At 60.7% G+C, this 19,337-nt stretch carries 20 protein-coding genes; all 20 read left to right on the plus strand.

The genetic code is table 11. The features are described 5' to 3' along the window. Window positions 1-15 precede the first annotated feature (15 nt). On the plus strand, window positions 16-801 hold the full coding sequence (locus tag DW180_RS04240; protein WP_118237610.1) for an amino acid ABC transporter ATP-binding protein: 786 nt from the start codon (window positions 16-18) through the stop codon (window positions 799-801). 72 nt (window positions 802-873) lie between these two features. Further along, window positions 874-2,289, plus strand: a complete 1,416-nt coding sequence (locus DW180_RS04245) for a M20/M25/M40 family metallo-hydrolase (RefSeq protein WP_089573109.1) — start codon at window positions 874-876, stop codon at window positions 2,287-2,289. 231 nt (window positions 2,290-2,520) lie between these two features. Next, complete coding sequence (gene prfA / locus DW180_RS04250; RefSeq protein WP_055252487.1) at window positions 2,521-3,588, plus strand: peptide chain release factor 1; 1,068 nt, start codon at window positions 2,521-2,523, stop codon at window positions 3,586-3,588. Between the two features lie 589 nt (window positions 3,589-4,177). Beyond that, window positions 4,178-5,428, plus strand: a complete 1,251-nt coding sequence (locus tag DW180_RS04255) for a HemK/PrmC family methyltransferase (RefSeq protein ID WP_117637673.1) — start codon at window positions 4,178-4,180, stop codon at window positions 5,426-5,428. Window positions 5,429-5,496: 68 nt separating this feature from the next. Further along, window positions 5,497-5,682: a type II toxin-antitoxin system HicA family toxin gene (locus DW180_RS10640; RefSeq protein ID WP_089573106.1), complete on the plus strand. Its 186-nt coding sequence runs from the start codon at window positions 5,497-5,499 to the stop codon at window positions 5,680-5,682. Next, window positions 5,649-6,140 (plus strand): type II toxin-antitoxin system HicB family antitoxin, encoded by a 492-nt coding sequence (locus tag DW180_RS04265; protein WP_128620077.1) that lies wholly within the window; start codon window positions 5,649-5,651, stop codon window positions 6,138-6,140. Before DW180_RS10640 ends, DW180_RS04265 begins: the two co-directional genes overlap by 34 nt. Window positions 6,141-6,274: 134 nt before the next feature. Further along, window positions 6,275-7,018, plus strand: coding sequence for an L-threonylcarbamoyladenylate synthase (locus DW180_RS04270; RefSeq protein WP_118237612.1), 744 nt, complete (start codon window positions 6,275-6,277; stop codon window positions 7,016-7,018). 13 nt (window positions 7,019-7,031) lie between these two features. Continuing rightward, window positions 7,032-8,573, plus strand: a complete 1,542-nt coding sequence (gene glpK / locus DW180_RS04275; RefSeq protein WP_117806683.1) for a glycerol kinase GlpK — start codon at window positions 7,032-7,034, stop codon at window positions 8,571-8,573. A gap of 123 nt (window positions 8,574-8,696) precedes the next feature. Then, complete coding sequence (gene upp / locus DW180_RS04280; RefSeq protein ID WP_040359658.1) at window positions 8,697-9,344, plus strand: uracil phosphoribosyltransferase; 648 nt, start codon at window positions 8,697-8,699, stop codon at window positions 9,342-9,344. A 281-nt stretch (window positions 9,345-9,625) separates the two neighbouring features. Then, on the plus strand, window positions 9,626-9,937 hold the full coding sequence (locus tag DW180_RS04285) for a hypothetical protein (RefSeq protein WP_117803918.1): 312 nt from the start codon (window positions 9,626-9,628) through the stop codon (window positions 9,935-9,937). A gap of 3 nt (window positions 9,938-9,940) precedes the next feature. Further along, on the plus strand, window positions 9,941-10,744 hold the full coding sequence (atpB, locus tag DW180_RS04290) for a F0F1 ATP synthase subunit A (RefSeq protein WP_022094263.1): 804 nt from the start codon (window positions 9,941-9,943) through the stop codon (window positions 10,742-10,744). A 124-nt stretch (window positions 10,745-10,868) separates the two neighbouring features. Next, on the plus strand, window positions 10,869-11,063 hold the full coding sequence (locus DW180_RS04295; RefSeq protein ID WP_022094262.1) for an ATP synthase subunit C: 195 nt from the start codon (window positions 10,869-10,871) through the stop codon (window positions 11,061-11,063). A 15-nt stretch (window positions 11,064-11,078) separates the two neighbouring features. Then, window positions 11,079-11,681 (plus strand): F0F1 ATP synthase subunit B, encoded by a 603-nt coding sequence (gene atpF / locus DW180_RS04300; protein WP_117716380.1) that lies wholly within the window; start codon window positions 11,079-11,081, stop codon window positions 11,679-11,681. Continuing rightward, the gene (locus DW180_RS04305) at window positions 11,671-12,147 is read left to right on the plus strand and encodes a FoF1 ATP synthase subunit delta (RefSeq protein WP_006235713.1); all 477 of its coding nucleotides are present in this window, start codon (window positions 11,671-11,673) and stop codon (window positions 12,145-12,147) included. The genes atpF and DW180_RS04305 overlap by 11 nt, the downstream gene beginning before the upstream one ends. Then, entirely contained in the window at window positions 12,147-13,745 is a 1,599-nt protein-coding gene (gene atpA, locus DW180_RS04310; RefSeq protein WP_035138794.1) for a F0F1 ATP synthase subunit alpha, read from the plus strand. The genes DW180_RS04305 and atpA overlap by 1 nt, the downstream gene beginning before the upstream one ends. A 5-nt stretch (window positions 13,746-13,750) precedes the next feature. Beyond that, the gene (atpG, locus tag DW180_RS04315; protein WP_006235716.1) at window positions 13,751-14,659 is read left to right on the plus strand and encodes an ATP synthase F1 subunit gamma; all 909 of its coding nucleotides are present in this window, start codon (window positions 13,751-13,753) and stop codon (window positions 14,657-14,659) included. After that, window positions 14,659-16,113: a F0F1 ATP synthase subunit beta gene (gene atpD, locus DW180_RS04320; RefSeq protein ID WP_055286334.1), complete on the plus strand. Its 1,455-nt coding sequence runs from the start codon at window positions 14,659-14,661 to the stop codon at window positions 16,111-16,113. Before atpG ends, atpD begins: the two co-directional genes overlap by 1 nt. A 3-nt stretch (window positions 16,114-16,116) precedes the next feature. Then, window positions 16,117-16,509, plus strand: coding sequence for an ATP synthase F1 subunit epsilon (gene atpC, locus DW180_RS04325; RefSeq protein ID WP_006235718.1), 393 nt, complete (start codon window positions 16,117-16,119; stop codon window positions 16,507-16,509). An 88-nt stretch (window positions 16,510-16,597) separates the two neighbouring features. Next, window positions 16,598-17,881, plus strand: coding sequence for a UDP-N-acetylglucosamine 1-carboxyvinyltransferase (gene murA, locus DW180_RS04330; RefSeq protein ID WP_035138796.1), 1,284 nt, complete (start codon window positions 16,598-16,600; stop codon window positions 17,879-17,881). 12 nt (window positions 17,882-17,893) lie between these two features. After that, window positions 17,894-19,129, plus strand: coding sequence for an LCP family protein (locus DW180_RS04335; protein WP_117736598.1), 1,236 nt, complete (start codon window positions 17,894-17,896; stop codon window positions 19,127-19,129). The last annotated feature ends 208 nt before the right edge of the window (window positions 19,130-19,337 follow it).

Consider the following 19,337-nt stretch of genomic DNA (forward strand, 5'->3'; position numbering starts at 1 on the left):
ACGAGGAGAATCATCATGGCAGATACCGCCACTACCGGCACTGCGGCAGCCGTGCAAAACCAAGAGCCGCTTATCCGCGTCGAGGGCCTGCGCAAGAGCTTTGGCTCATTCGAGGTACTCAAGGGCATCGACCTGTCCGTCAATTCCGGTGAGGTTGTCACCATCATCGGCGCCTCGGGCTCGGGCAAATCGACCTTCCTGCGCTGCCTCAACCTGCTCGAGACCCCGGACGCGGGCCACATCTGGTTCCACGGCCAGGACCTCACGGCCGAGCGCTGCAACATCAACAAATTGCGCGAGGACATCGGCATGGTGTTCCAGGGCTTTAACCTGTTCAACAACATGGATGTGCTCGACAACTGCACGCTCGCGCCCGTCACGCTCAAAAAGATGAGCAAGGCCGAGGCCGAGAAGGTCGCGATGGAGCATCTGACGAGCGTGGGACTCGAAAAGTTCGCGCACGCCGCCGTTGGCCGCCTGTCCGGTGGTCAAAAACAGCGCGTGGCCATCGCTCGTGCCCTATGTATGAATCCGCAGATCATGCTGTTCGACGAGCCGACCTCCGCGCTCGACCCCGAGATCGTGGGCGAGGTGCTCGAGGTCATGCGCAAGCTCGCCGCCGACGGCATGACCATGGTCGTCGTCACGCACGAGATGGCCTTTGCCCGCACGGTGTCCGACCGCGTGGTCTTTATGGACAAGGGCGTGGTGCTCGAGGATGCCGCGCCGGCCGAGCTCTTCGGCAACCCCAAACACCAGCGCACTCGTGAGTTCCTCTCTCGCTATCTCGAGGACAAATAACCGACCGCAAACGCTTACGTTGCAGGGCCGCTCCCGTGGGGCGGCCTTTGTCGTCACAATCGAAAGGATGTCATGGCCGAGGTTTGGCGCTTCTTTGCGCATGAGGACGATTTTGCCGATATAGACGAAGTCAGCGCGTGCGAGCGCTTGGGCCGCGTGCTGTCGTTTCCGACCATTTCGAGCATGGATGCCGAGGCGGTGGACTGGCAGCCCTTCGACGACCTGCGCGCCTATATGCAGCAGGCCTGGCCGCGCGTGTTTGCGGCGGGCGAGGTCGAGCTTATCGACCACTCGCTGTTGGTGACGCTTGTCGGCTCCGACCCTGCTCTCAATCCCGTTATGCTCATGGGCCACATGGACGTGGTCCCCGTGGTGCCGGGTACCGAGGCCGACTGGACGCACGCCCCCTTTAGCGGGCACGTGGACGACACCTACATTTGGGGCCGCGGCGCTATCGACATGAAGGATCAGGTCGCAGGCATTCTCGAGGCGGTTGAGTATGCATTGGCGCACGGTTGGGAGCACAAGCGTTCGCTGTTGCTCGCCTTTGGCCAGGACGAGGAAACCACGCAGTACGGCGCTGGAGCTATCGGCCGCGTGCTCGAGGAGCGCGGTGTTGAGCTCGAGTTCCTGATCGACGAGGGCGACTACCGCATCGTTCCGGCTGCCGAGTACGGCGCGGGCGAGGGCTGGCTTATGCATGCCGACCTGGCCGAAAAGGGCTATGCCGATATCGTGCTCAAGACGAAGAGCGCGGGCGGGCATTCGTCTAACCCCTACGGCGGCACGTCGCTCGAGGTGCTCAGCCGTGCCATCGCCGCAATCTGCGATATCGAGTGGCCGACGCGCGTGACCGATCTGCTTGCCGCGCAGCTTGTCGAGCTGGGGCTCTACACGGCGGATGAGATTGCCGCCAACGGGGGCGCCATTGTCCGCGATTGCCTCGCCAGCAAGAAGCTCTATCCGCTGGTGACGACCACCTGCGCGCCCACGCAGATCGAGGGAGGCAGCGCCGGCGCCAACGTGATGCCGCAGGATATGTGGGCCAACATTAACTTCCGCATGCTCGAGGGCACGAGCGTGGCCGACGTTGTGGCGCGCTGCCGTGAGGCGGTTGCCGGGGCGGACCTTGCCGGTCGTGTCGAAGTGGAGCTGGGCCCCGGCAGCTCCGAGCCCTCGCCGTCCCCGCGCATCGGTGGTCCCGGCCTCGAGGCGGTTCGCTCCATCGCCGCCCGCTATTTCTGCGATCCAAAGGGGACGGAGGAAAACGGATCATCCGAGCCGTTGGCGATTGTCCCCTCGACCGTGATCGGCGCGACCGACGCTGCCAACTACCAGCACATTTGCTCCGAATGCATTCGTTTTTCGGCGTTTGTGGTCGACGATGACGAGTGCGACCGCGGCGTCCACGGCACCAACGAGCGCATCACCCGCCGCGCCTACCTCCAGGGTGTTCGCTTCCTCATCGCCCTGCTCCATACGCTCTAGAATCCGACAAAGGGACTCTCCCTTTGTCGGATTCCGTGCGGGTTGTATGCAGGTTTGCCTGCGCACGCTATCATGTATGGGTTAGACCGCAACTATGTACCCCCATACGCGAAGGGATGCGCATGTATCTGAAGATCGACATGTTCTAGCCGGGCTTTACCCCCGCAGCGGCGCCCCGCGCCCCATCAATTCTGCCGATTTTCACCTTCACGCATATAAAAGGAGTCCGTCATGCGCGACAAGCTCGAAAAGATCATCAAGGCCTACGAGGAGCTCGAGAAGAAGCTTTCCGACCCAGCCGTCGCCTCCGATATCAAGGAGTTCACGCGTCTCAACAAGGAGTACGCGCACCAGTCCGACCTCATCGCTGCCTCGCGCGAGTACATCGGCGCGCTCGATGACATCGAGGCTGCCAAGGAAATGCTCCACGATACTACCGATGCCGATGAGAAGGAGATGCTCCAGATGGACATCTCCGAAAACGAGGCCAAGCTTCCCCAGCTCGAGGAAGACATCAAGTACATGCTCATCCCGAGCGACCCCAACGACGACAAGAACACCATCGTCGAGATTCGCTCCGCCGCCGGTGGCGACGAGGCGGCCATCTTCGCCGGCGACCTGTACAAGATGTATCAGCGCTTCTGCGAGTCGCGCGGCTGGAAGACCACCGTGCTCGACTCCAGCCCCAGCGAGGCCGGCGGCTTTAAGTCCATCGAGTTCAAGGTCGAGGGCGACCGCGTCTACTCCGTCATGAAGTTCGAGTCCGGCGTGCACCGCGTCCAGCGCGTTCCCAAGACCGAGTCCCAGGGTCGCATCCAGACCTCCACGGCAACCGTCGCCGTGCTTCCCGAGGCCGAGGAGATCGACGTTCAGATCAACCAGTCCGACCTGCGCATCGATACCTACTGTGCCTCCGGCCCTGGCGGTCAGTGCGTTAACACCACCTACTCCGCCGTGCGCATCACCCACCTGCCCACCAACACCGTGGTGCAGTCGCAGGAACAGCGCTCCCAGATCCAGAACCGCGAAGTCTGCATGCAGATGCTGCGCGCCCGTCTGTACGAGATGGAGCTCGAGAAGCAGCAGGCAGAGCTCGGTGCCGAGCGCCAGAGCCAGATCGGCCACGGCAACCGTTCCGAGAAGATCCGTACCTACAACCAGCCCCAGGACCGCGTGACCGATCACCGCATCGGTTTCAACTCCACCTACAATGGCGTCCTCCTGGGCGACCAGCTCGGCACCGTCATCGAGGCGCTCGCCGCCGCCGAGCGTGCCGAGAAGCTGGCACAGGCAGTCTAAGTTCCGCCGTTCTACCGAACGGCGGACCAGCCGACGCTGCGCGCCGTCCAGAGCGACAATTTGTCATTCAAAAGGCAAGGCATGACCAGAAGGTCTATGCCTTGCCTTTTTCATGCCAACTTGTTCGCTCTGGACGTCGCTCGCTGGCATTGCCAAAACATCGGCGTTTCCTTGGTTGTCAAATGATCCGTAGGGAGTCATTGGGGACATTGCTTTGAGATGTTATTCAGTCGGCTGTTATGGCATTTGAGCTGCTTACCTGCTTAAGGTAATTGACGGCATATATCTGCTATCGAAAATATTGCTCGAAAAATTGTCCAAGAAGTCGCGGGGCGATTTTTGATGGGTCGCGCGTCAAGTGATTTGGCAAGTTCTTGGTTAGATATTGGTCAGTTTTGGGGCAACCTTGCCAAAAGCTTGACGGATGCAGATTTAGACGTCGACGAATGAACACTCTAGGCAGGCTCCAAGCAAAATTCTGGGCTGATTCTCGATAATCGCCTTCAATCGTCCCTTGCCAAGCGCTGGCCTCGCTTACAATCTGCTCCGACATTCGCGCGCCGCCCGGCGCTTAAGAGGGGAGGGCCCCATGGCAAACGAGATCTGGACCATCAAGCGTTGTCTCGAGTGGACCAAGGAGTACCTGGCCGAGCGCGGTGAGGAGCATCCCCGTCTTTCCGCCGAGTGGCTGCTGTGCGCCGCCACGGGCCTGGCGCGCATTGACCTATATATGCGTATGGACGAGACGCTTAACGCGGCCCAGCTCGAGACCATGCATGCGGCCGTCGTTCGTCGCGCCAAAGGCGAGCCGCTGCAGTACATCACCGGCAGCACGCAGTTTCGCATGATTGACGTCGCGTGCGCTCCCGGTGTGCTCATTCCGCGCCCCGAAACCGAGATGCTCGTCGAGGAAGTCCTCAATTATCTGGATGCCGAGGTGCTGAGCCCCGAGGCTGCTGCCCGTCAGCGTGTTGAGCTGCCTTGGAACGATGAGGTCGAGGAGGCACGCAAGGCCGAGGCCGCGCTGGCAGACGAACGGGCGACTGCCGAGCGCCGTGCCGCTAATCTGACGGCTGCCGATGAGGCGGCGCTAGGCGGCGACGTACTGGGCAGCCGTGCCTATGCCGAGGAACTGGCCGATCGCGAGGCCGAGGAAGCCGCCGCGCAGGCAGCAGAAGCCGAAGCCGCGGAAGCCGCCGAGTCCGAGCTCGACGAATACGGCGTCGCCATCGAGGGTGCCGACCAGGAGACGGTTTCAGCTCAGGATGCCGCTGCGCCTGCCCCAGCCGAGCCCCGCACTGCCCGCGTTCTCGAGGTCGGCTGCGGCACGGGCTGCATTTCGCTCTCCCTTGCCTGGGAGCGCCGCGGCCACGTTACCTGCACCGCCACCGATATCGAGTCGCGCGCCATCGATCTGGCCACCAAAAACCGCGACACCCTCGGCCTCACGGCAGATGAGGTTGCCTTTAGCCTCACCAACCTGGTGAGTTCCATTCCCCGCGAAGAGTGGGGCACCTTTGATGTGCTCGTCTCCAACCCACCTTACATCCCGACCGACGTCATGCGCTCGCTGCCGCACGAGGTCAAGGACTTTGAGCCCGACCTGGCGCTCGAGGGCGGCGCCGACGGCCTCGATATCTTCCGCCGCCTGCTCAACGCGGCGCCTTACATGCTGCGCGCCGGCGGCCTGTTTGCCTGCGAGCTCTACGAGGGTACCCTCGATGCCGCGGCCGAGCTCTGTCGCCAGGCAGGCCTTTCGGACGTGCGTATCGTCCATGACCTTACCGATCGCCCCCGCATCGTCCGAGCCATCGTCACCGAGCCCAAGCAGCGCCAGTAATATTTATTAACTGGTTAGCAAAAATTATAAATTAGTTTATAATTAGGACGGCTGAAAGAGGTCGGCCCATGCAACCTCCTACCTTTCGGGAAATCATTGCCCTACTCAAGCACGATGGATTCGTGAAGGTCGCGCAAGTCGGTAGTCATGCTAAGTATGTTTCTGGTGACCGTGTTGTCACCGTGAACGGCTCTGGTGGTGATCGACCAAAGAAGGGCACGTGGGCAAGTATTCGTCGCCAAGCTGGATGGTAGTTGGAGGCAAAATGAGGCAGCGATTTACCTATGACTGCGTTCTCATAAAAGAAGACGACGGTTACTGCGCTAGCTTCCCGCAGATTCCCGGCGCCTTTGCCGATGGCGATACGCGCGAAGAAGCGATTGCCCATGCTACCGAGGCACTGATGGCGTTTTTGGCCGACGACCTCAACAACGGTTTGACTCCGGCAGGGTACGAACGCTCGGCCGAGGTCGTGGCCCTTTCAGTCGAAATCGACCACGAGGACGCTCGGGAAGCGGCGTGCCGAACATTTAAAGACGCAGCGCTGGACCTCAAAGTCTCCGCTCCGCGGATTACCGCGCTGGTCAAAGCCGGAAAGCTCGATGTTGAACTCGTCGACGGCCGTCGGATGATAACGATAGACAGCATCGAGCGCTACGCCGCCCAAGAACGCCACGCCGGCAGGCCAAAGAAGTTCGTAGCCGTCCAATAACCCCCTCACTTTCACCGACTACTAGAGCCGCTCACCAAACCAACATGCGCTCTGGGCAAATAGGTTGAACGTTTCGTGCGAGAATGCCCCACAGTAAACAAACTTGCACCAGAGCGTAAGGGGCTGGCATACACATGCAGACGGTCTATCGGGTATACGAGGGAACGCGCGAGCCGCATCGGCTTGCCGTCGAGCGCACGGCCGAGGTGCTCGGCCGCGGCGGCCTGGCTTTGATCCCGACCGAGACCGTCTACGGTGTCGCCGTGGCAGTCAACGCCTTCTCGGACGCCGTGCCCCAAGATACAAGCGAATTCCCATCGTGGCCGCGCGATCCGCAGGCTGCCGTCAATGGCGCCGCAGTTCCTGCGCTCGGCACCGGCTATCGCCGTATCTTCACTCTCAAGCAACGTGAACTCACGCAAACCGTCGCTTGGCTGGTCGATGGCGTCGAAGCACTCGACCGCTATGGCGTGGATATCCCGGAAGATGCCCGCATACTCGCGCGACGATGCTGGCCGGGAGCCCTGACTATCGTGGTCAAGGCAGCCCCCTGCGTGCCGACCTTTATGCGCGCTGCCGACGACACGGTGGCACTTCGCGCTTCGGCCTCGCCCGTGGTGCAGGCGCTCATTCGCGCCTGTGGCAGCCCCCTTGCCTGCACCAGCGCCAACACGCATGGCGCGCCCGCGCCGGCAAGTTTTATCACGGTGGAGGGTCGCATCCTGGAGGGGGTCGATGTTGCCGTCGACGCCGGTGAGACCCCGTGTCGCGACGCCTCGACCATCGTGTCGTTTCAGCACGGCGAGCTCCAGCTCCTGCGCCAAGGCGCACTTCCCGCATCAGAGATCGAACGGGTCCTGTCCGACCCGATGCAATAGAAAGGGTTAAGCGATGTCGTTGAATCTGGGCAGCCTGGGCATGGAAGATGCCTCGTTTGACTTTGGCGGTTCCTACATCATGGCGCTCGACTGCGGCACCACCTCGGTACTTGCGACCATCGTCGACGAGTACGGATGCATCGTCGCGCAGGCACGTCGCAGCGTCAAAACCAGCTTCCCGCGTCCCGGCTGGGTGGAGCAAGACCCCATGGCGGTCCTTGCTAGCCAGATCGCCGTCATGATGGAAGTCCAGTTTAAGAGCGGTATCCACTCCGACCGCATTGCTGCCATCGGCATCTCCAACCAGCGCGAGACCACGGTGGTCTGGGATCGCGTGAGCGGTCAGCCGATCTATAACGCTATCGTATGGCAGTGCCGCCGTACCGCACCTCTGATCGACGAGCTTGTCGAGCAGGGCGCAGAAGGGCTGGTGCGCTCCCGCACGGGACTCACGCTCGACCCGTATTTCTCGGCCTCCAAGGTGCAGTGGATTCTCGACAACGTCGACGGCGCACGCGAAAGCGCGGCGGCGGGCGACCTCATGTTTGGCACCATCGACACCTGGCTCATCTACAACCTCACCGGCGGCCAGGTCTTTGCCACCGACTACACCAATGCCAGCCGCACGGCACTCTTTAATATCCATACGCTCGATTGGGACGACGACCTGCTGGCACTCTTTGACGTTCCACGTTCCATGATGCCCGAGGTTCGCTGGAGCTCGGGCGACTACGGCCGCGTCGCGAGCGACATCATGACCAACATGCCGCCCATCATGGGCGTGGCGGGTGACCAACAGGCGTCGCTGTTCGGCCACTGCTGTTTCCGTCCCGGCCAGACCAAAAACACCTATGGCACGGGTTGCTTTATGCTCATGAACACCGGCGACGAGATCGTCGAATCCAAGAATGGCCTGGTCTCCACCATCGGTATCGCTGCGGACGGCAAAGTCAGCTATGCGCTCGAGGGCTCTATTTTTGCCGCCGGCTCAACGATGAACTGGCTTCGCAACAACATGGGCATCATCTCGAGCGTGAGCGAGTCGGCACAACTCGCCGCTTCGATTAGCGACAACGAGGGCTGCTACTTCGTTCCGGCCTTTGCGGGTTTGGGTGCTCCCTGGTGGGACCCGCATGCTCGCGGTATCGTGTGCGGTCTGACCGGCGCCTCGAGCCGTGCGACCATCGTACGTGCCGCCTGCGAATCCATGGCATATCAGAGCTACGACGTGCTGCGCGCCATGGAGCAGGACGTGGGGCTTTCGATTGAGCGCCTGTCTGTCGATGGCGGTGCCTCGCGCAACGAGTTCATCATGCAATTCCAGGCCGACCTGCTGGATATCCCCGTGCTGCAATGCGAGACGGTGGAGACCACGGCAATCGGTGCCGCGTACTTGGCGGGTCTTGCCGTCGGCTATTGGGAAGACCTGGAAGAGCTGGAGCAAAATGCCCAGATCGTTAGGACCTTCCTTCCCCACATGTCCGCCGAGCGCCGCGAGCAAAACCTTGCGGGCTGGCGTGATGCAGTCAGGCGCTCGCTCAACACCTCACAGTAGGGCTGCGATGGGCTGCTCGATACAACAAACCGCTAAACTAATGCATGGCGTGCGGCGGCAACATTGCTGCACACCTTGTCAGCAAGGCCGTTTTGCGGCCGCAACGAAAGGGGCAATCAATCCATGACCGTCACCTACGATGCGTCCCGTGTGACGCTTGTCGATCACCCGCTCGTCCAGCACAAGCTGTCGATCCTGCGCGACAAAAACACCGGCACCAACCAGTTCCGTCAGCTCGTGCGCGAACTCGCGCTTTTTGACGGCTACGAGGCCATGCGCGACCTGCCTATGGAAGACGTCGAGGTCGAGACCCCCATCACTACCGCCACGTTCAAACAGCTTGCCGGCAAGAAACTCGCCATCGTGCCCATCCTGCGTGCGGGCCTTGGCATGGTCGACGGCATCCTCGACCTGGTGCCCTCCGCTCGCGTGGGCCACATCGGCATGGAACGCGACGAGGTCACCCACGAGCCGCACGAGTATTACTGCAAGATGCCCAAGGATATCGACCAGCGCATCTGCCTGGTCGTCGACCCCATGCTTGCCACGGGCGGTTCGGCCGAGATGGCCATCAGCTACCTGCGCGAGCGCGGTGTCAAGGACATCCGCATGCTGTGCATCGTCGCGGCCCCCGAGGGCCTCAAGTCGCTGACCGAGAAGGATCCCGATGTGCATATCTATACCTGCGCCATCGACGACCATCTCAACGAGGCTGCCTACATCGTTCCCGGCCTGGGCGACGCCGGCGACCGCATCTACGGCACGCTCTAGTCGTCGGGCTAAGACGGCCGCGGCTGCAAATACGAAGAAACGGTGCGCGCGGACGAACAAAAGGCGACCGCGCGCACTCCCGTTAACGGACGTTTTGCCCTGCAGGGTTCGAGAAAAACGTATTACCTACCTGCGGCATAAAGAAGGTCTTAAGAAAACGAACAGGTGCGTATTAACCGATGCTTTTTCGGTTGTACTTTAGCGATTGGCTCGTACAATAGTCACCAATGTTTGGCGGGAACTGTTCTGGGAAGCGTTAAAGAGGGAAAGTGAGGACGCCAGTGTTTCAGATAGCCGATCTGCTCGCTATCGTTGCAGGCGTCATCGCGGGCGCGGTCGCCTTTCTTCCCTTTGTTTTTACACTCAAGCCGGTTCTTGACGATAAGCAGAATGCGGACATGCTCAAGGGCATGGTGAGTCTGGCGGTCTCGGCAATCGCCCTACTCGTCTTTACCTTGGTTGTGTTCGTGTTGTTCGGAGAGGCATTTCGCATGTTCCTCCTGGGCGAGGCGATCGGCTTCGTGGCCTTTATGGCTGCCTGCACGGTTCGTGTCGTCAAGGCGCTGCGAGATCCTCATGAGGTCGAAAGGTAAGTCGTGGAAATTTTTGAAAAGCTGCCTGATGAGATTAATCATCTGGTCAGCGAGTTCAGCTCCACCCCTGTCGTGGGCGATCTGAGCTGCGGCATCACGCAGTACTCGTTTTGGCTGATCGTCTCCACGATCGTGCTCCTGATCGTCCTGGCCGTGTTCAAGAAGAAGCAGACCCTGGTTCCCAAGGGCTTCTTCGTCAACGGTTTCGAGTACATCATCGAGTACGTCGAGAACGATATCGGCAAGGGCGTCGTGGGTGAGAACTGGAAGAAGCACTTCCCGTTCCTGTGCTCGCTTTTCCTGTTCATCCTGATCAATAACATGATCGGCCTGATCCCGGGAATGAAGCCCGGCACCGGTGCAATCGGCTCCACCGCCGCACTCGCCATTTTCGCCTTCGTGTACTTCATCTACTACGGATGCAAGGCTCACGGCGTGATCGGCTACATCAAGAGCCTCGCCCCGCAGGGCGTGAGCTTCCCGATGAACGTGCTCGTGTGGGTCGTCGAGCTTTTCTCGACCTTCCTGCGCCTCATCACGCTTGCCGTCCGTCTGTTCTGCAACATGTTCGCAGGACACGTGGTCATGGGCTCGTTCGCCATCATGGCGAGCATGTTCATGCAGCCGCTGCTTCAGCAGGTTTCCGCGGCCCACGCCGTCGGCGCCCTGCCTTCGCTAGCCTGGCTTGCCATCCTCATCCTGATCTATGCGATCGAGCTTGTGGTCGGCGCTATCCAGGCTTACGTCTTCACGGTCCTTACCGCCGTGTATGTCTCCGAGGCGGAGGAGGTCGCAGAGGAGGAGTAGTCTTCCGTTCGCGCCTTAAAGGTAAGGCAATTCGTTAAACCGCCGGTGCCCGTACCCATGGAGCCCGGCAGTTATAAAAAGGTTATCCTGCGTGAAATAAGACACGCACGACAAAGGAGGAATCGTGGGAGTTATCGGTTACGGTCTCGGTGTTATCGGCGCTGGTCTTGCTATCGGCCTGTCTGCTCTGGGTGCTACGGGTGCTATGGCCCGTCAGCCTGAGGTCCAGGGCCGCGTGTTCACCGTCTTCATCATGGGCTCCGCCTTCGGCGAGGCTCTGGCTCTGATCGGCTTCGTTGTCGCGCTGATCGTTAAATAGCACGGAGCGTCAAGTATGAATCTTTCATCCCAGAAGAGCGCGATCGCACTCTCCGCGTCCGCGGCCGCGCTGCTCATGCCGGTTTCCGCGTTCGCCGAGGACGGCGCTGCCGGTGCGGACATCCTCATCCCTAAGATGGCGGAGTTCATCCCGGCGCTTATCGCCTTCCTGATTATCTGGATCGTGCTGGCCAAGGTCGCCCTGCCGGGCATCATGAAAACCATGGAGGAGCGCGGCAAGAAGATCGAGGAGAGCCTCGACGAGGCCGAGAAGACCAAGCAGGAGGCTATCGCCAAGCGCGCTGAGTCCGACTCGATCGTCACCGACGCCCGTCGTCAGGCTGCCGACATCGTTCTCGAGGCCCGTAAGGACGCCGAGTCCGAGCGCGCCCGTATCATCGAGGCTGCTCACAAGGAGGCCGAGGAGATCATCGCCAAGGCCCATACGACCGTCGAGGACGAGCGCAAGTCCATTTACGCCGGTGCCGCGAGCTCCATCGCCGACCTGTCCGTTGCCGTCGCCACCAAGATCGTGGGCGAGGCACTCGAGGACGAGACCGAGCAGAAGAAGCTCATCGAGCGCTACATCCAGGAAGCAGGTAGCCTGAATGCCGACTAGCCGCTATCAGGACAAGGTGCTCGAGACCTACGCGCGCTCCCTTCTGGAAGCCGCTAAGGCCGAGAACCATGTGTTCGAGGACCTCGAGATGATCGAGCGCTTGGCTTCTGCCAGCCCCGAGATCATCGCCGTGCTCGACACCATGTCCAAGCGCGACCAGCTCGACCTTCTTCCCAAGGTGGCAGCTGCCTTTAAGTATGTTGCCGAGGAAGACGAGGATGTAGTGGGCGTGACCGTCACCACGGCGATCCCGCTCGACGACGAGCTGCGTCAAACCATCACTAAGAAATGCGAGCAGGACTTCGGCCGCAAGGTATTCCTTATCGAGCAGGTCGACCCGTCTATCGTGGGCGGCCTGGTGCTCGAGGCCCGCGGCGAGCGTCGTGATATTTCCGTCAAGACGCAGCTGCGCATCGCGCAGGAGACCCTCGCAAACTCTGCTAATTCGTACGGAGGTGAAGCCTAATGTCCGAAACCCTCAATGCCCAGGATATCGCCAAGAAACTGCAGGAGCAGCTCACGAGCCTCTCCGCGACGGTCGATACGCATGAGGTTTCAACGGTCGACGAGGTAGGCGACGGCATCGCGCGCGTCTCCGGCCTCAAGAGCGCCATGGCAGGCGAGCTTCTGGAGTTCAAGAGCTCCGATACCGGTGAGACCGTCTTCGGCCTTGCCCAGAACCTTGACCGTGACGAGGTCGGCGCCGTTCTGTTTGGTGCCGTCGACTCCATCAAGGAAGGCGACGAGTGCCGCACCACTGGCCGCATTATGGATATCCCCGTGAGCCGTGCCATGCTCGGCCGCGTCGTCAATCCGCTCGGCCAGCCCATCGACGGCCTGGGCGACATCGTCGCCACGCACCGTCGCCCCATCGAGTTCAAGGCTCCCGGCGTCATCGATCGTACCCCGGTGTGCGAGCCGGTTCAGACCGGTCTGCTCGCTATCGACTCCATGGTGCCTATTGGCCGCGGTCAGCGTGAGCTCATTATCGGCGACCGTAAGACCGGTAAGACCGCCATCGCCATCGACGCTATCCTCAACCAGCGCGGCAAGGGCATGGTCTGCATCTATGTCGCCATCGGCCAGAAGGCCTCCACGGTTGCCAACATCCGCGAGACCCTCGCTCAGCACGGTGCGCTCGACTACACCATCATCGTTTCGGCCACCGCTGCCGATTCCGCCCCTATGCAGTACATCGCGCCTATGGCCGGTGCCGCTATCGGCGAGTTCTTCATGTACAACGGCGAGGACGGCAAGCCCGCCAGCGAGACCAACCCCGGCGGCCACGTGCTCGTCATCTACGACGACCTGTCCAAGCAGGCTGTGGCCTACCGTCAGATGTCGCTGACGCTGCATCGTCCGCCCGGACGCGAGGCCTATCCTGGCGACATCTTCTACCTGCACTCTCGTCTGCTCGAGCGTGCCGTCAAGATGTCCAAGAAGAACGGTTACGGCTCCATGACGGCACTGCCGATCATCGAGACCCAGGACGGCGACGTCTCGGCCTACATTCCGACCAACGTCATTTCCATTACCGATGGTCAGATCTACCTACAGTCCGAGCTCTTCTTCCAGGGTCAGCGCCCGGCAGTCGACGTGGGCATCTCCGTGTCCCGCGTCGGTGGCGATGCGCAGACCAAGGCCATGAAGCAGGTCGCCGGCAACCTCCGTCTGGACCTCGCTTCGTACCAGGAGCTCGCCGGCTTTACGCAGTTCGGCTCCGACCTCGACGAGGCTACTCAGAAGCAGCTTACCCATGGCGCTCGCATGACCGAGCTCCTGAAGCAGCCGCGCTACAAGCCGTTTGAGGTTGGCGAGCAGATCGTTACGCTGTTCGCTGGCAACGAGGGCTTCCTGGATGACCTGGAGATCGCCGACGTGCTGCCTTTCCGTGCCGAGCTCATCGAGTACATGGACAATGGCTTTGGCTCGCTGCTCGACAAGGTTCGCGCCAAGAAGATCGATGATGACACCAAGGCTGAGCTCTTGCGCGTCATCGGCGACTTCAAGCAGCAGTTCATGGCCAAGCACCATTCGGATGTTTCTGGATCAGAGGAGAACTAAGCCCCATGGCCAACCTTCGCGACATTAAGAAGCGAATCTCCTCGGTTACCACGACCAAGCAGATCACGCGCACGATGGAGATGGTCTCTACGGCCAAGATCCGTCGTGCCCTCGATCGCTCCAAGCAGGCCGAGCCCTATAAGGAGGCGCTGACCGACGTCATGTTGACGGTCGCCGGCGACGCCTCCTGTTCGGGCACCGATCCCATGCTGCAGAAGCATGAGAGCGTCAAGCATGGCCTGATTGTCGTTATTGCCTCGGACCGCGGCCTTGCCGGCGGTTTCAATACGACGGTGGAGCGCACGGCCGAAAAGCTCGCCGCTTCTTGGGCGAACGACGGCATCGAGTGCGAGATCATCGCGTGTGGGCGTAAGCCGGCCACGTATTTCCGTGACCGCGCAAACGTCGTCATGCACTTTGAGGGCAACTCCTCTGAGCCCGATTTCAATCAGGCCCGCATGATTTCCTCTCATATCTGCGATGCGTATCGTGCCGGTGAGCTTGACCGTGTCGAGCTTGTCTACCACCACGCCAAGAACCGCGTGGATCAGGAGCTTCGCGTCGAGCATCTGTTGCCGCTCGACCCCGAGATGATCGCTATGGCCCACGGTCCGCGTAAGAACGAGACCGACGCCCCTAAGCGCATCTCGTCCACGTTCGAGTTCGTGCCCTCTCCCGAGCATGTTCTCGGCAAGCTTGTGCCGTCTTATATCCTGACGGTCATCTACCAGGCCCTGATCGATTCGGCGGCTGCCGAGCAGGGTGCACGCCGCAAGGCCATGCACTCCGCGACGGAAAACGCCACCGCGATCATCTCGACCCTTACCCGCACGTATAGTCGCGTGCGCCAGGCTTCGATCACGACCGAGATTAACGAGATCGTCGGCGGAGCCTCAGCATTGGAGGAACAGTAATGGCTAATAACACCGTAAAGCTTGCGGTCGAGGAAGCCACCAAGAAGACGACTGCCGGTGATGGTCGCATCGTGCGAATCATCGGCCCTGTCGTCGACGTCAAGTTTGACGGCGCGGTGCCCCCGATCTACAACGCGCTCACGGTCGAGGCCGAGACCCCGATCGGTCATCTGAGCACGATCCTCGAGGTCGAGAGCCAGCTTCCGGGCGGCGTCGTCCGCACGGTCGCCATGTCCTCGACCGACGGCCTGCAGCGCGGCCTCATCGCTACCGATACCGGTGAGCCCATGAAGATGCCCGTTGGTCCCAAGACGCTCGGTCGCATTTGGAACGTCATGGGCAAGCCCGTCGACGGCAAGCCCATGCCCGAGGTGGAGGAGTTCTACCCCATCCACCATGCAGCGCCCCGCTTTGACGAGCTCACCACCAAGACCGAGATCTTCGAGACCGGCATCAAGGCCGTCGACCTGCTCGAGCCCTACATCCGTGGCGGCAAGACCGGCCTGTTCGGCGGCGCCGGCGTTGGCAAGACCGTTCTGATTCAGGAGCTCATCAACAACCTCGCCCAGGAGCACGGCGGCACCTCGGTGTTCACCGGCGTCGGCGAGCGTACCCGCGAGGGCACCGACCTTTATCTCGAGATGAGCGAGTCTGGCGTTATCGACAAGACCTGCTTGGTCTATGGTCAGATGAACGAGCCGCCCGGAGCGCGTCTGCGCATCGGTCTGGCCGGCCTTACCACCGCTGAGTACTTCCGCGATCGCGGCCAGGACGTTCTGCTGTTCATCGACAACATCTTCCGCTTCTCCCAGGCGGGTTCCGAGGTTTCCGCACTGCTGGGCCGTATGCCGTCCGCCGTTGGTTACCAGCCCACGCTGGCAACCGAGATGGGCGACCTCCAGGAGCGCATTACCTCGACCAAGACGGGCTCCATTACCTCCGTCCAGGCTGTCTACGTCCCCGCAGACGACCTGACCGACCCGGCGCCTGCCACGACGTTTACTCACCTCGATGCCACCACGGTTCTTTCGCGTAGCATTTCGTCGCTCGGCCTGTTCCCGGCTATCGACCCGCTTGCGTCTTCCTCCGACGCTCTCGATCCCTCGATCGTTGGCGAGGAGCACTACCGTGTCGCCGTCAAGGTCCAGGAGCTCCTGCAGGAGTACTCCGACCTTCAGGACATCATCGCCATTCTGGGTATGGACGAGCTGTCCGAGGAGCAGCGCCTTACGGTCAACCGTGCCCGTAAGATTCAGCAGTTCCTCTCGCAGTCCTTCCACGTCGCCGAGAAGTTCACCGGCAACCCCGGTGTCTACGTCCGCGTCGAGGATACCGTCCGCTCTTTTGCCGAGATTGTCGACGGCAAGGCCGATGACCTGCCCGAGCAGGCTTTCCGCTATGCTTCCACGATTGAGGACGTGCGCGAGCGCGCCCGCAAGATGGGGGAGAAGTAGGTTATGCGTATCCGCATCGTGTGCCCCGTGAGCTGCGCCTATGAGGGCGACGCTGCGTTTGTGTCGATTCCGTCCACGGATGGCGAGTTTGGCGTCCTGCCTGCTCACTCCAGCGAGATTTGCACGATCGACCGCGGTTACGTTCGCGTTTCCGATAAGGCCATGGGCACTGTCGACCACACGTTTGCCGTGGCCGGCGGCTATGCCCAGGTTGCGGACGATGTCGTGACCGTTCTCGCCGAGCGCGCTTGCGATTTGGCGACCGTCGATGCCGACAAGCTTAAAGCTGATATTCAAGGTTTTGAAGAGAAGCTGGGTAATTTGTCGGAGGATGATGCACGCCGCGCCTACCTCTATAATGAAATCGCATGGTGTAAGCTCAAGCTTGCCCAATAGTCAAACGATTTAGCGTTCGACCATTTGCGAACACATCATGCCCGGGATGGCCCAGCCACCCCGGGCATGCTTTTTGAAAGGGTAGACCTTGGATATTATCCGCGTTGAGGGTGGCCACGCCATCGGAGGCTCCGTGCCCGTCTCGGGCGCCAAGAACTCCGCGCTCAAACTCATGGCGGCAACGCTTCTGGCGCCGGGCAAGACGACGCTGCAGAACGTGCCCGATATTTCCGATGTCCACGTGATGGGCAAGGTGCTCAAGGGCATGGGCGCTACGATCGATGTTCTCGACGAGCACACGCTCGAGATTGATACCTCTCAGGTCGATTCATGGGAGGCCCCCTACGAGCTCGTTGCCAAGATGCGCGCTTCCACCGCCGTCATGGGACCCCTGCTGGGCCGCTTCCATCGCGCCAAAATTGCCATGCCGGGCGGCTGCAACCTGGGTGCTCGCAAGATCGATATGCACATTCTTGGTCTTGAGGCCCTGGGCGTTGAGTTCGATACCGCCCACGGTTACATCAACGCTAATGCGCCCCAAGGTCTGCGCGGTACCACCGTCACGCTCGAGTTTGCCAGCGTCGGTGCGACCGAGAACCTCATCATGGCCTCTGTGCGCGCACAGGGCACCACGGTTATCGACAATGCCGCCCGCGAGCCCGAGATCGTCGATCTCGCTAACATGCTCAACGAGATGGGCGCCAAGATTGTTGGCGCCGGTACGCCCGTCGTGACTATCGAAGGCGTGGAAGAGCTCCATCCCGTTACCCATCGCGTGGTGGGCGACCGCATCGAGGCCGGTACCTTTATCGTTGCCGGTGCGTTGATGGCCGACGATCGCGGTGTCGATGTCACGGGCTTTTGCCCCATTCACTTGGGCATGGTGCTCAAGAAGATGGAGCTCATGGGTATCGACTGCGAGCGCGTCGAGGATGGCGTCCATGTGAACCGTGCCGAGCGTATCAAGCCGGTCGACATCCAGACGCTTCCGTTCCCCGGTTTCCCGACCGACATGCAGGCGCAGATTATGGTGCTCTCCGCCCTTGCCGACGGCAGTTCTGTTATTACCGAAAACATCTTCGAGAATCGCTTTATGTTTGCCTCTGAGCTGGTGCGCATGGGTGCCGACATTCGTATCGAGAGCCATCATGCCATGATTCATGGCGTCAAGGGCTTCTCGGGTGCACAGGTTACCTCGCCCGATCTGCGCGGCGGAGCGGCCCTCGTCGTAGCGGGCTTGATCGCCGACGGGACGACCGAGGTTTCGGCTATCCATCACATCAAGCGCGGCTACGAGCAGTTTGTCGAAAAGCTGCAGGCGCTCGGCGCGCATGTCGAGCATGCTACCGTCCCCGATCCCGTCATCTACTAATACAGGTTGCCTATGTTTAATAAAAAGCCCCTCGCAGATACCACCACCCGAAGACCCTCAACTGGTGCGCAGGCCAAGATCTACAGTCGCGATAACGTGGCTCGCTATTCCGAGCGCGCTCGCCAACGTCGTCGTAGCCACACGATTCGTCACGTCGCGCTCATTGTCGTGCTTGGCGTGCTGTTGAGTGCCACTACCGCTGCCGGCCTGTGGTTTGCCACCATTATGGGCAAGCTCGGCGATTCTAATGTCATTACTGACAATCTGCGTCGGGTTCTGGTTGACACCGATGAGGCAAAGGATCCGTTCTACGTGCTGCTTCTTGGCACCGACGGCCGTCCGGGCGAGGATACGTATCGTGCCGACTCGATTATCCTGGCACGCATCGACCCCACGCAAAAGCAGGCGACGCTCATTTCCGTTCCGCGCGACACCAAGGTCGAGTACAAGGGCGAGACCATGAAGATCAACGCCTGCCATACCGTTGGCGGCGCCGAGGCCATGGTCGAGGCGGTCAACGAGCTGTGCGGTGTTCAGATTTCCCACTATGCCGAGGTCAGCTTCGACGGTATGCAGGCGCTGATTGATTCGGTTGGCGGTATCGACATTAACGCAACCGATGATGTTGACGACCCCGAGCACCTGGATATTAAGATTACCGCTGGCCAGCAGCATATGGACGGTGCCACCGCCCTTACCTATGCCCGCTGCCGCTACACCTATGCCGACGGCGATTACACGCGCATGCGCCACCAGCGTCAGGTGCTTGGCGCCCTTGCCAACCAGATTCTCAATAACTTCGATGCCACGAAGATCTTTGGCCTGGTTAATTCGCTGTCCGATATGCTCGTAACCGATATGAGCGTTCAGGATATCGTGGCTACGGTCAATGCCATGCGCGGTATGGATGTCGACGGTATCTACTCGGCCAACCTGCCCTCGTACGCCGACGACAGCACCATGATCGACGGTGTGAGCTACGTCTTTGTCTACGAGGACGAACTCAAGGAAATGATGGAGCGCGTCGATGCCGGCAAGGATCCCAAGGGTCCCAACACCATGGGTCTTTCCGACGGTTCCAGCTCTACGATCGGCGACCTCAGCAACAACACGTCTGACGACTACGCAAACGGTACCGCAACCTCATCGGTCAGCTCTGACGATTCCGATGATTCAAGCGATTCGAGCGATTCGGACTACTACGAAGAGCCCACCGGCGACGGCAACGGCTACGAAGCCAATTATTAGGGTTACGCGGGCTTACCAGCCCGCGTAACCAGTTGACGCTGCAAACCCGCCAGAGCGGCAATCTGCCTTTCAACTTCGGCGGCATGATCAAAAGATCAATGCCGCCTCGTTTCAAGGCACCTTGCTCGCTCTGGCGGGTTTTCGCTGTCGTTGCCAAAACATCGGCGTTGCCTTGGTCCGGACTAGTCGTTGGGTAGTCATTGGGGAC

Origin of the sequence: Collinsella sp. AM16-21 (assembly GCF_003471905.1) — a bacterium.
Classification (GTDB): domain Bacteria; phylum Actinomycetota; class Coriobacteriia; order Coriobacteriales; family Coriobacteriaceae; genus Collinsella.

Bases quoted from the DNA above. Each gene is read 5' to 3' on its own strand.
- DW180_RS04240 (WP_118237610.1), top strand. From the start codon at position 16: ATGGCAGATACCGCCACTACCGGCACTGCGGCAGCCGTGCAAAACCAA.
- DW180_RS04245 (WP_089573109.1), top strand. From the start codon at position 874: ATGGCCGAGGTTTGGCGCTTCTTTGCGCATGAGGACGATTTTGCCGAT.
- prfA (WP_055252487.1), top strand. From the start codon at position 2,521: ATGCGCGACAAGCTCGAAAAGATCATCAAGGCCTACGAGGAGCTCGAG.
- DW180_RS04255 (WP_117637673.1), top strand. From the start codon at position 4,178: ATGGCAAACGAGATCTGGACCATCAAGCGTTGTCTCGAGTGGACCAAG.
- DW180_RS10640 (WP_089573106.1), top strand. From the start codon at position 5,497: ATGCAACCTCCTACCTTTCGGGAAATCATTGCCCTACTCAAGCACGAT.
- DW180_RS04270 (WP_118237612.1), top strand. From the start codon at position 6,275: ATGCAGACGGTCTATCGGGTATACGAGGGAACGCGCGAGCCGCATCGG.
- glpK (WP_117806683.1), top strand. From the start codon at position 7,032: ATGTCGTTGAATCTGGGCAGCCTGGGCATGGAAGATGCCTCGTTTGAC.
- upp (WP_040359658.1), top strand. From the start codon at position 8,697: ATGACCGTCACCTACGATGCGTCCCGTGTGACGCTTGTCGATCACCCG.
- atpF (WP_117716380.1), top strand. From the start codon at position 11,079: ATGAATCTTTCATCCCAGAAGAGCGCGATCGCACTCTCCGCGTCCGCG.
- DW180_RS04305 (WP_006235713.1), top strand. From the start codon at position 11,671: ATGCCGACTAGCCGCTATCAGGACAAGGTGCTCGAGACCTACGCGCGC.
- atpA (WP_035138794.1), top strand. From the start codon at position 12,147: ATGTCCGAAACCCTCAATGCCCAGGATATCGCCAAGAAACTGCAGGAG.
- atpG (WP_006235716.1), top strand. From the start codon at position 13,751: ATGGCCAACCTTCGCGACATTAAGAAGCGAATCTCCTCGGTTACCACG.
- atpD (WP_055286334.1), top strand. From the start codon at position 14,659: ATGGCTAATAACACCGTAAAGCTTGCGGTCGAGGAAGCCACCAAGAAG.
- atpC (WP_006235718.1), top strand. From the start codon at position 16,117: ATGCGTATCCGCATCGTGTGCCCCGTGAGCTGCGCCTATGAGGGCGAC.
- DW180_RS04335 (WP_117736598.1), top strand. From the start codon at position 17,894: ATGTTTAATAAAAAGCCCCTCGCAGATACCACCACCCGAAGACCCTCA.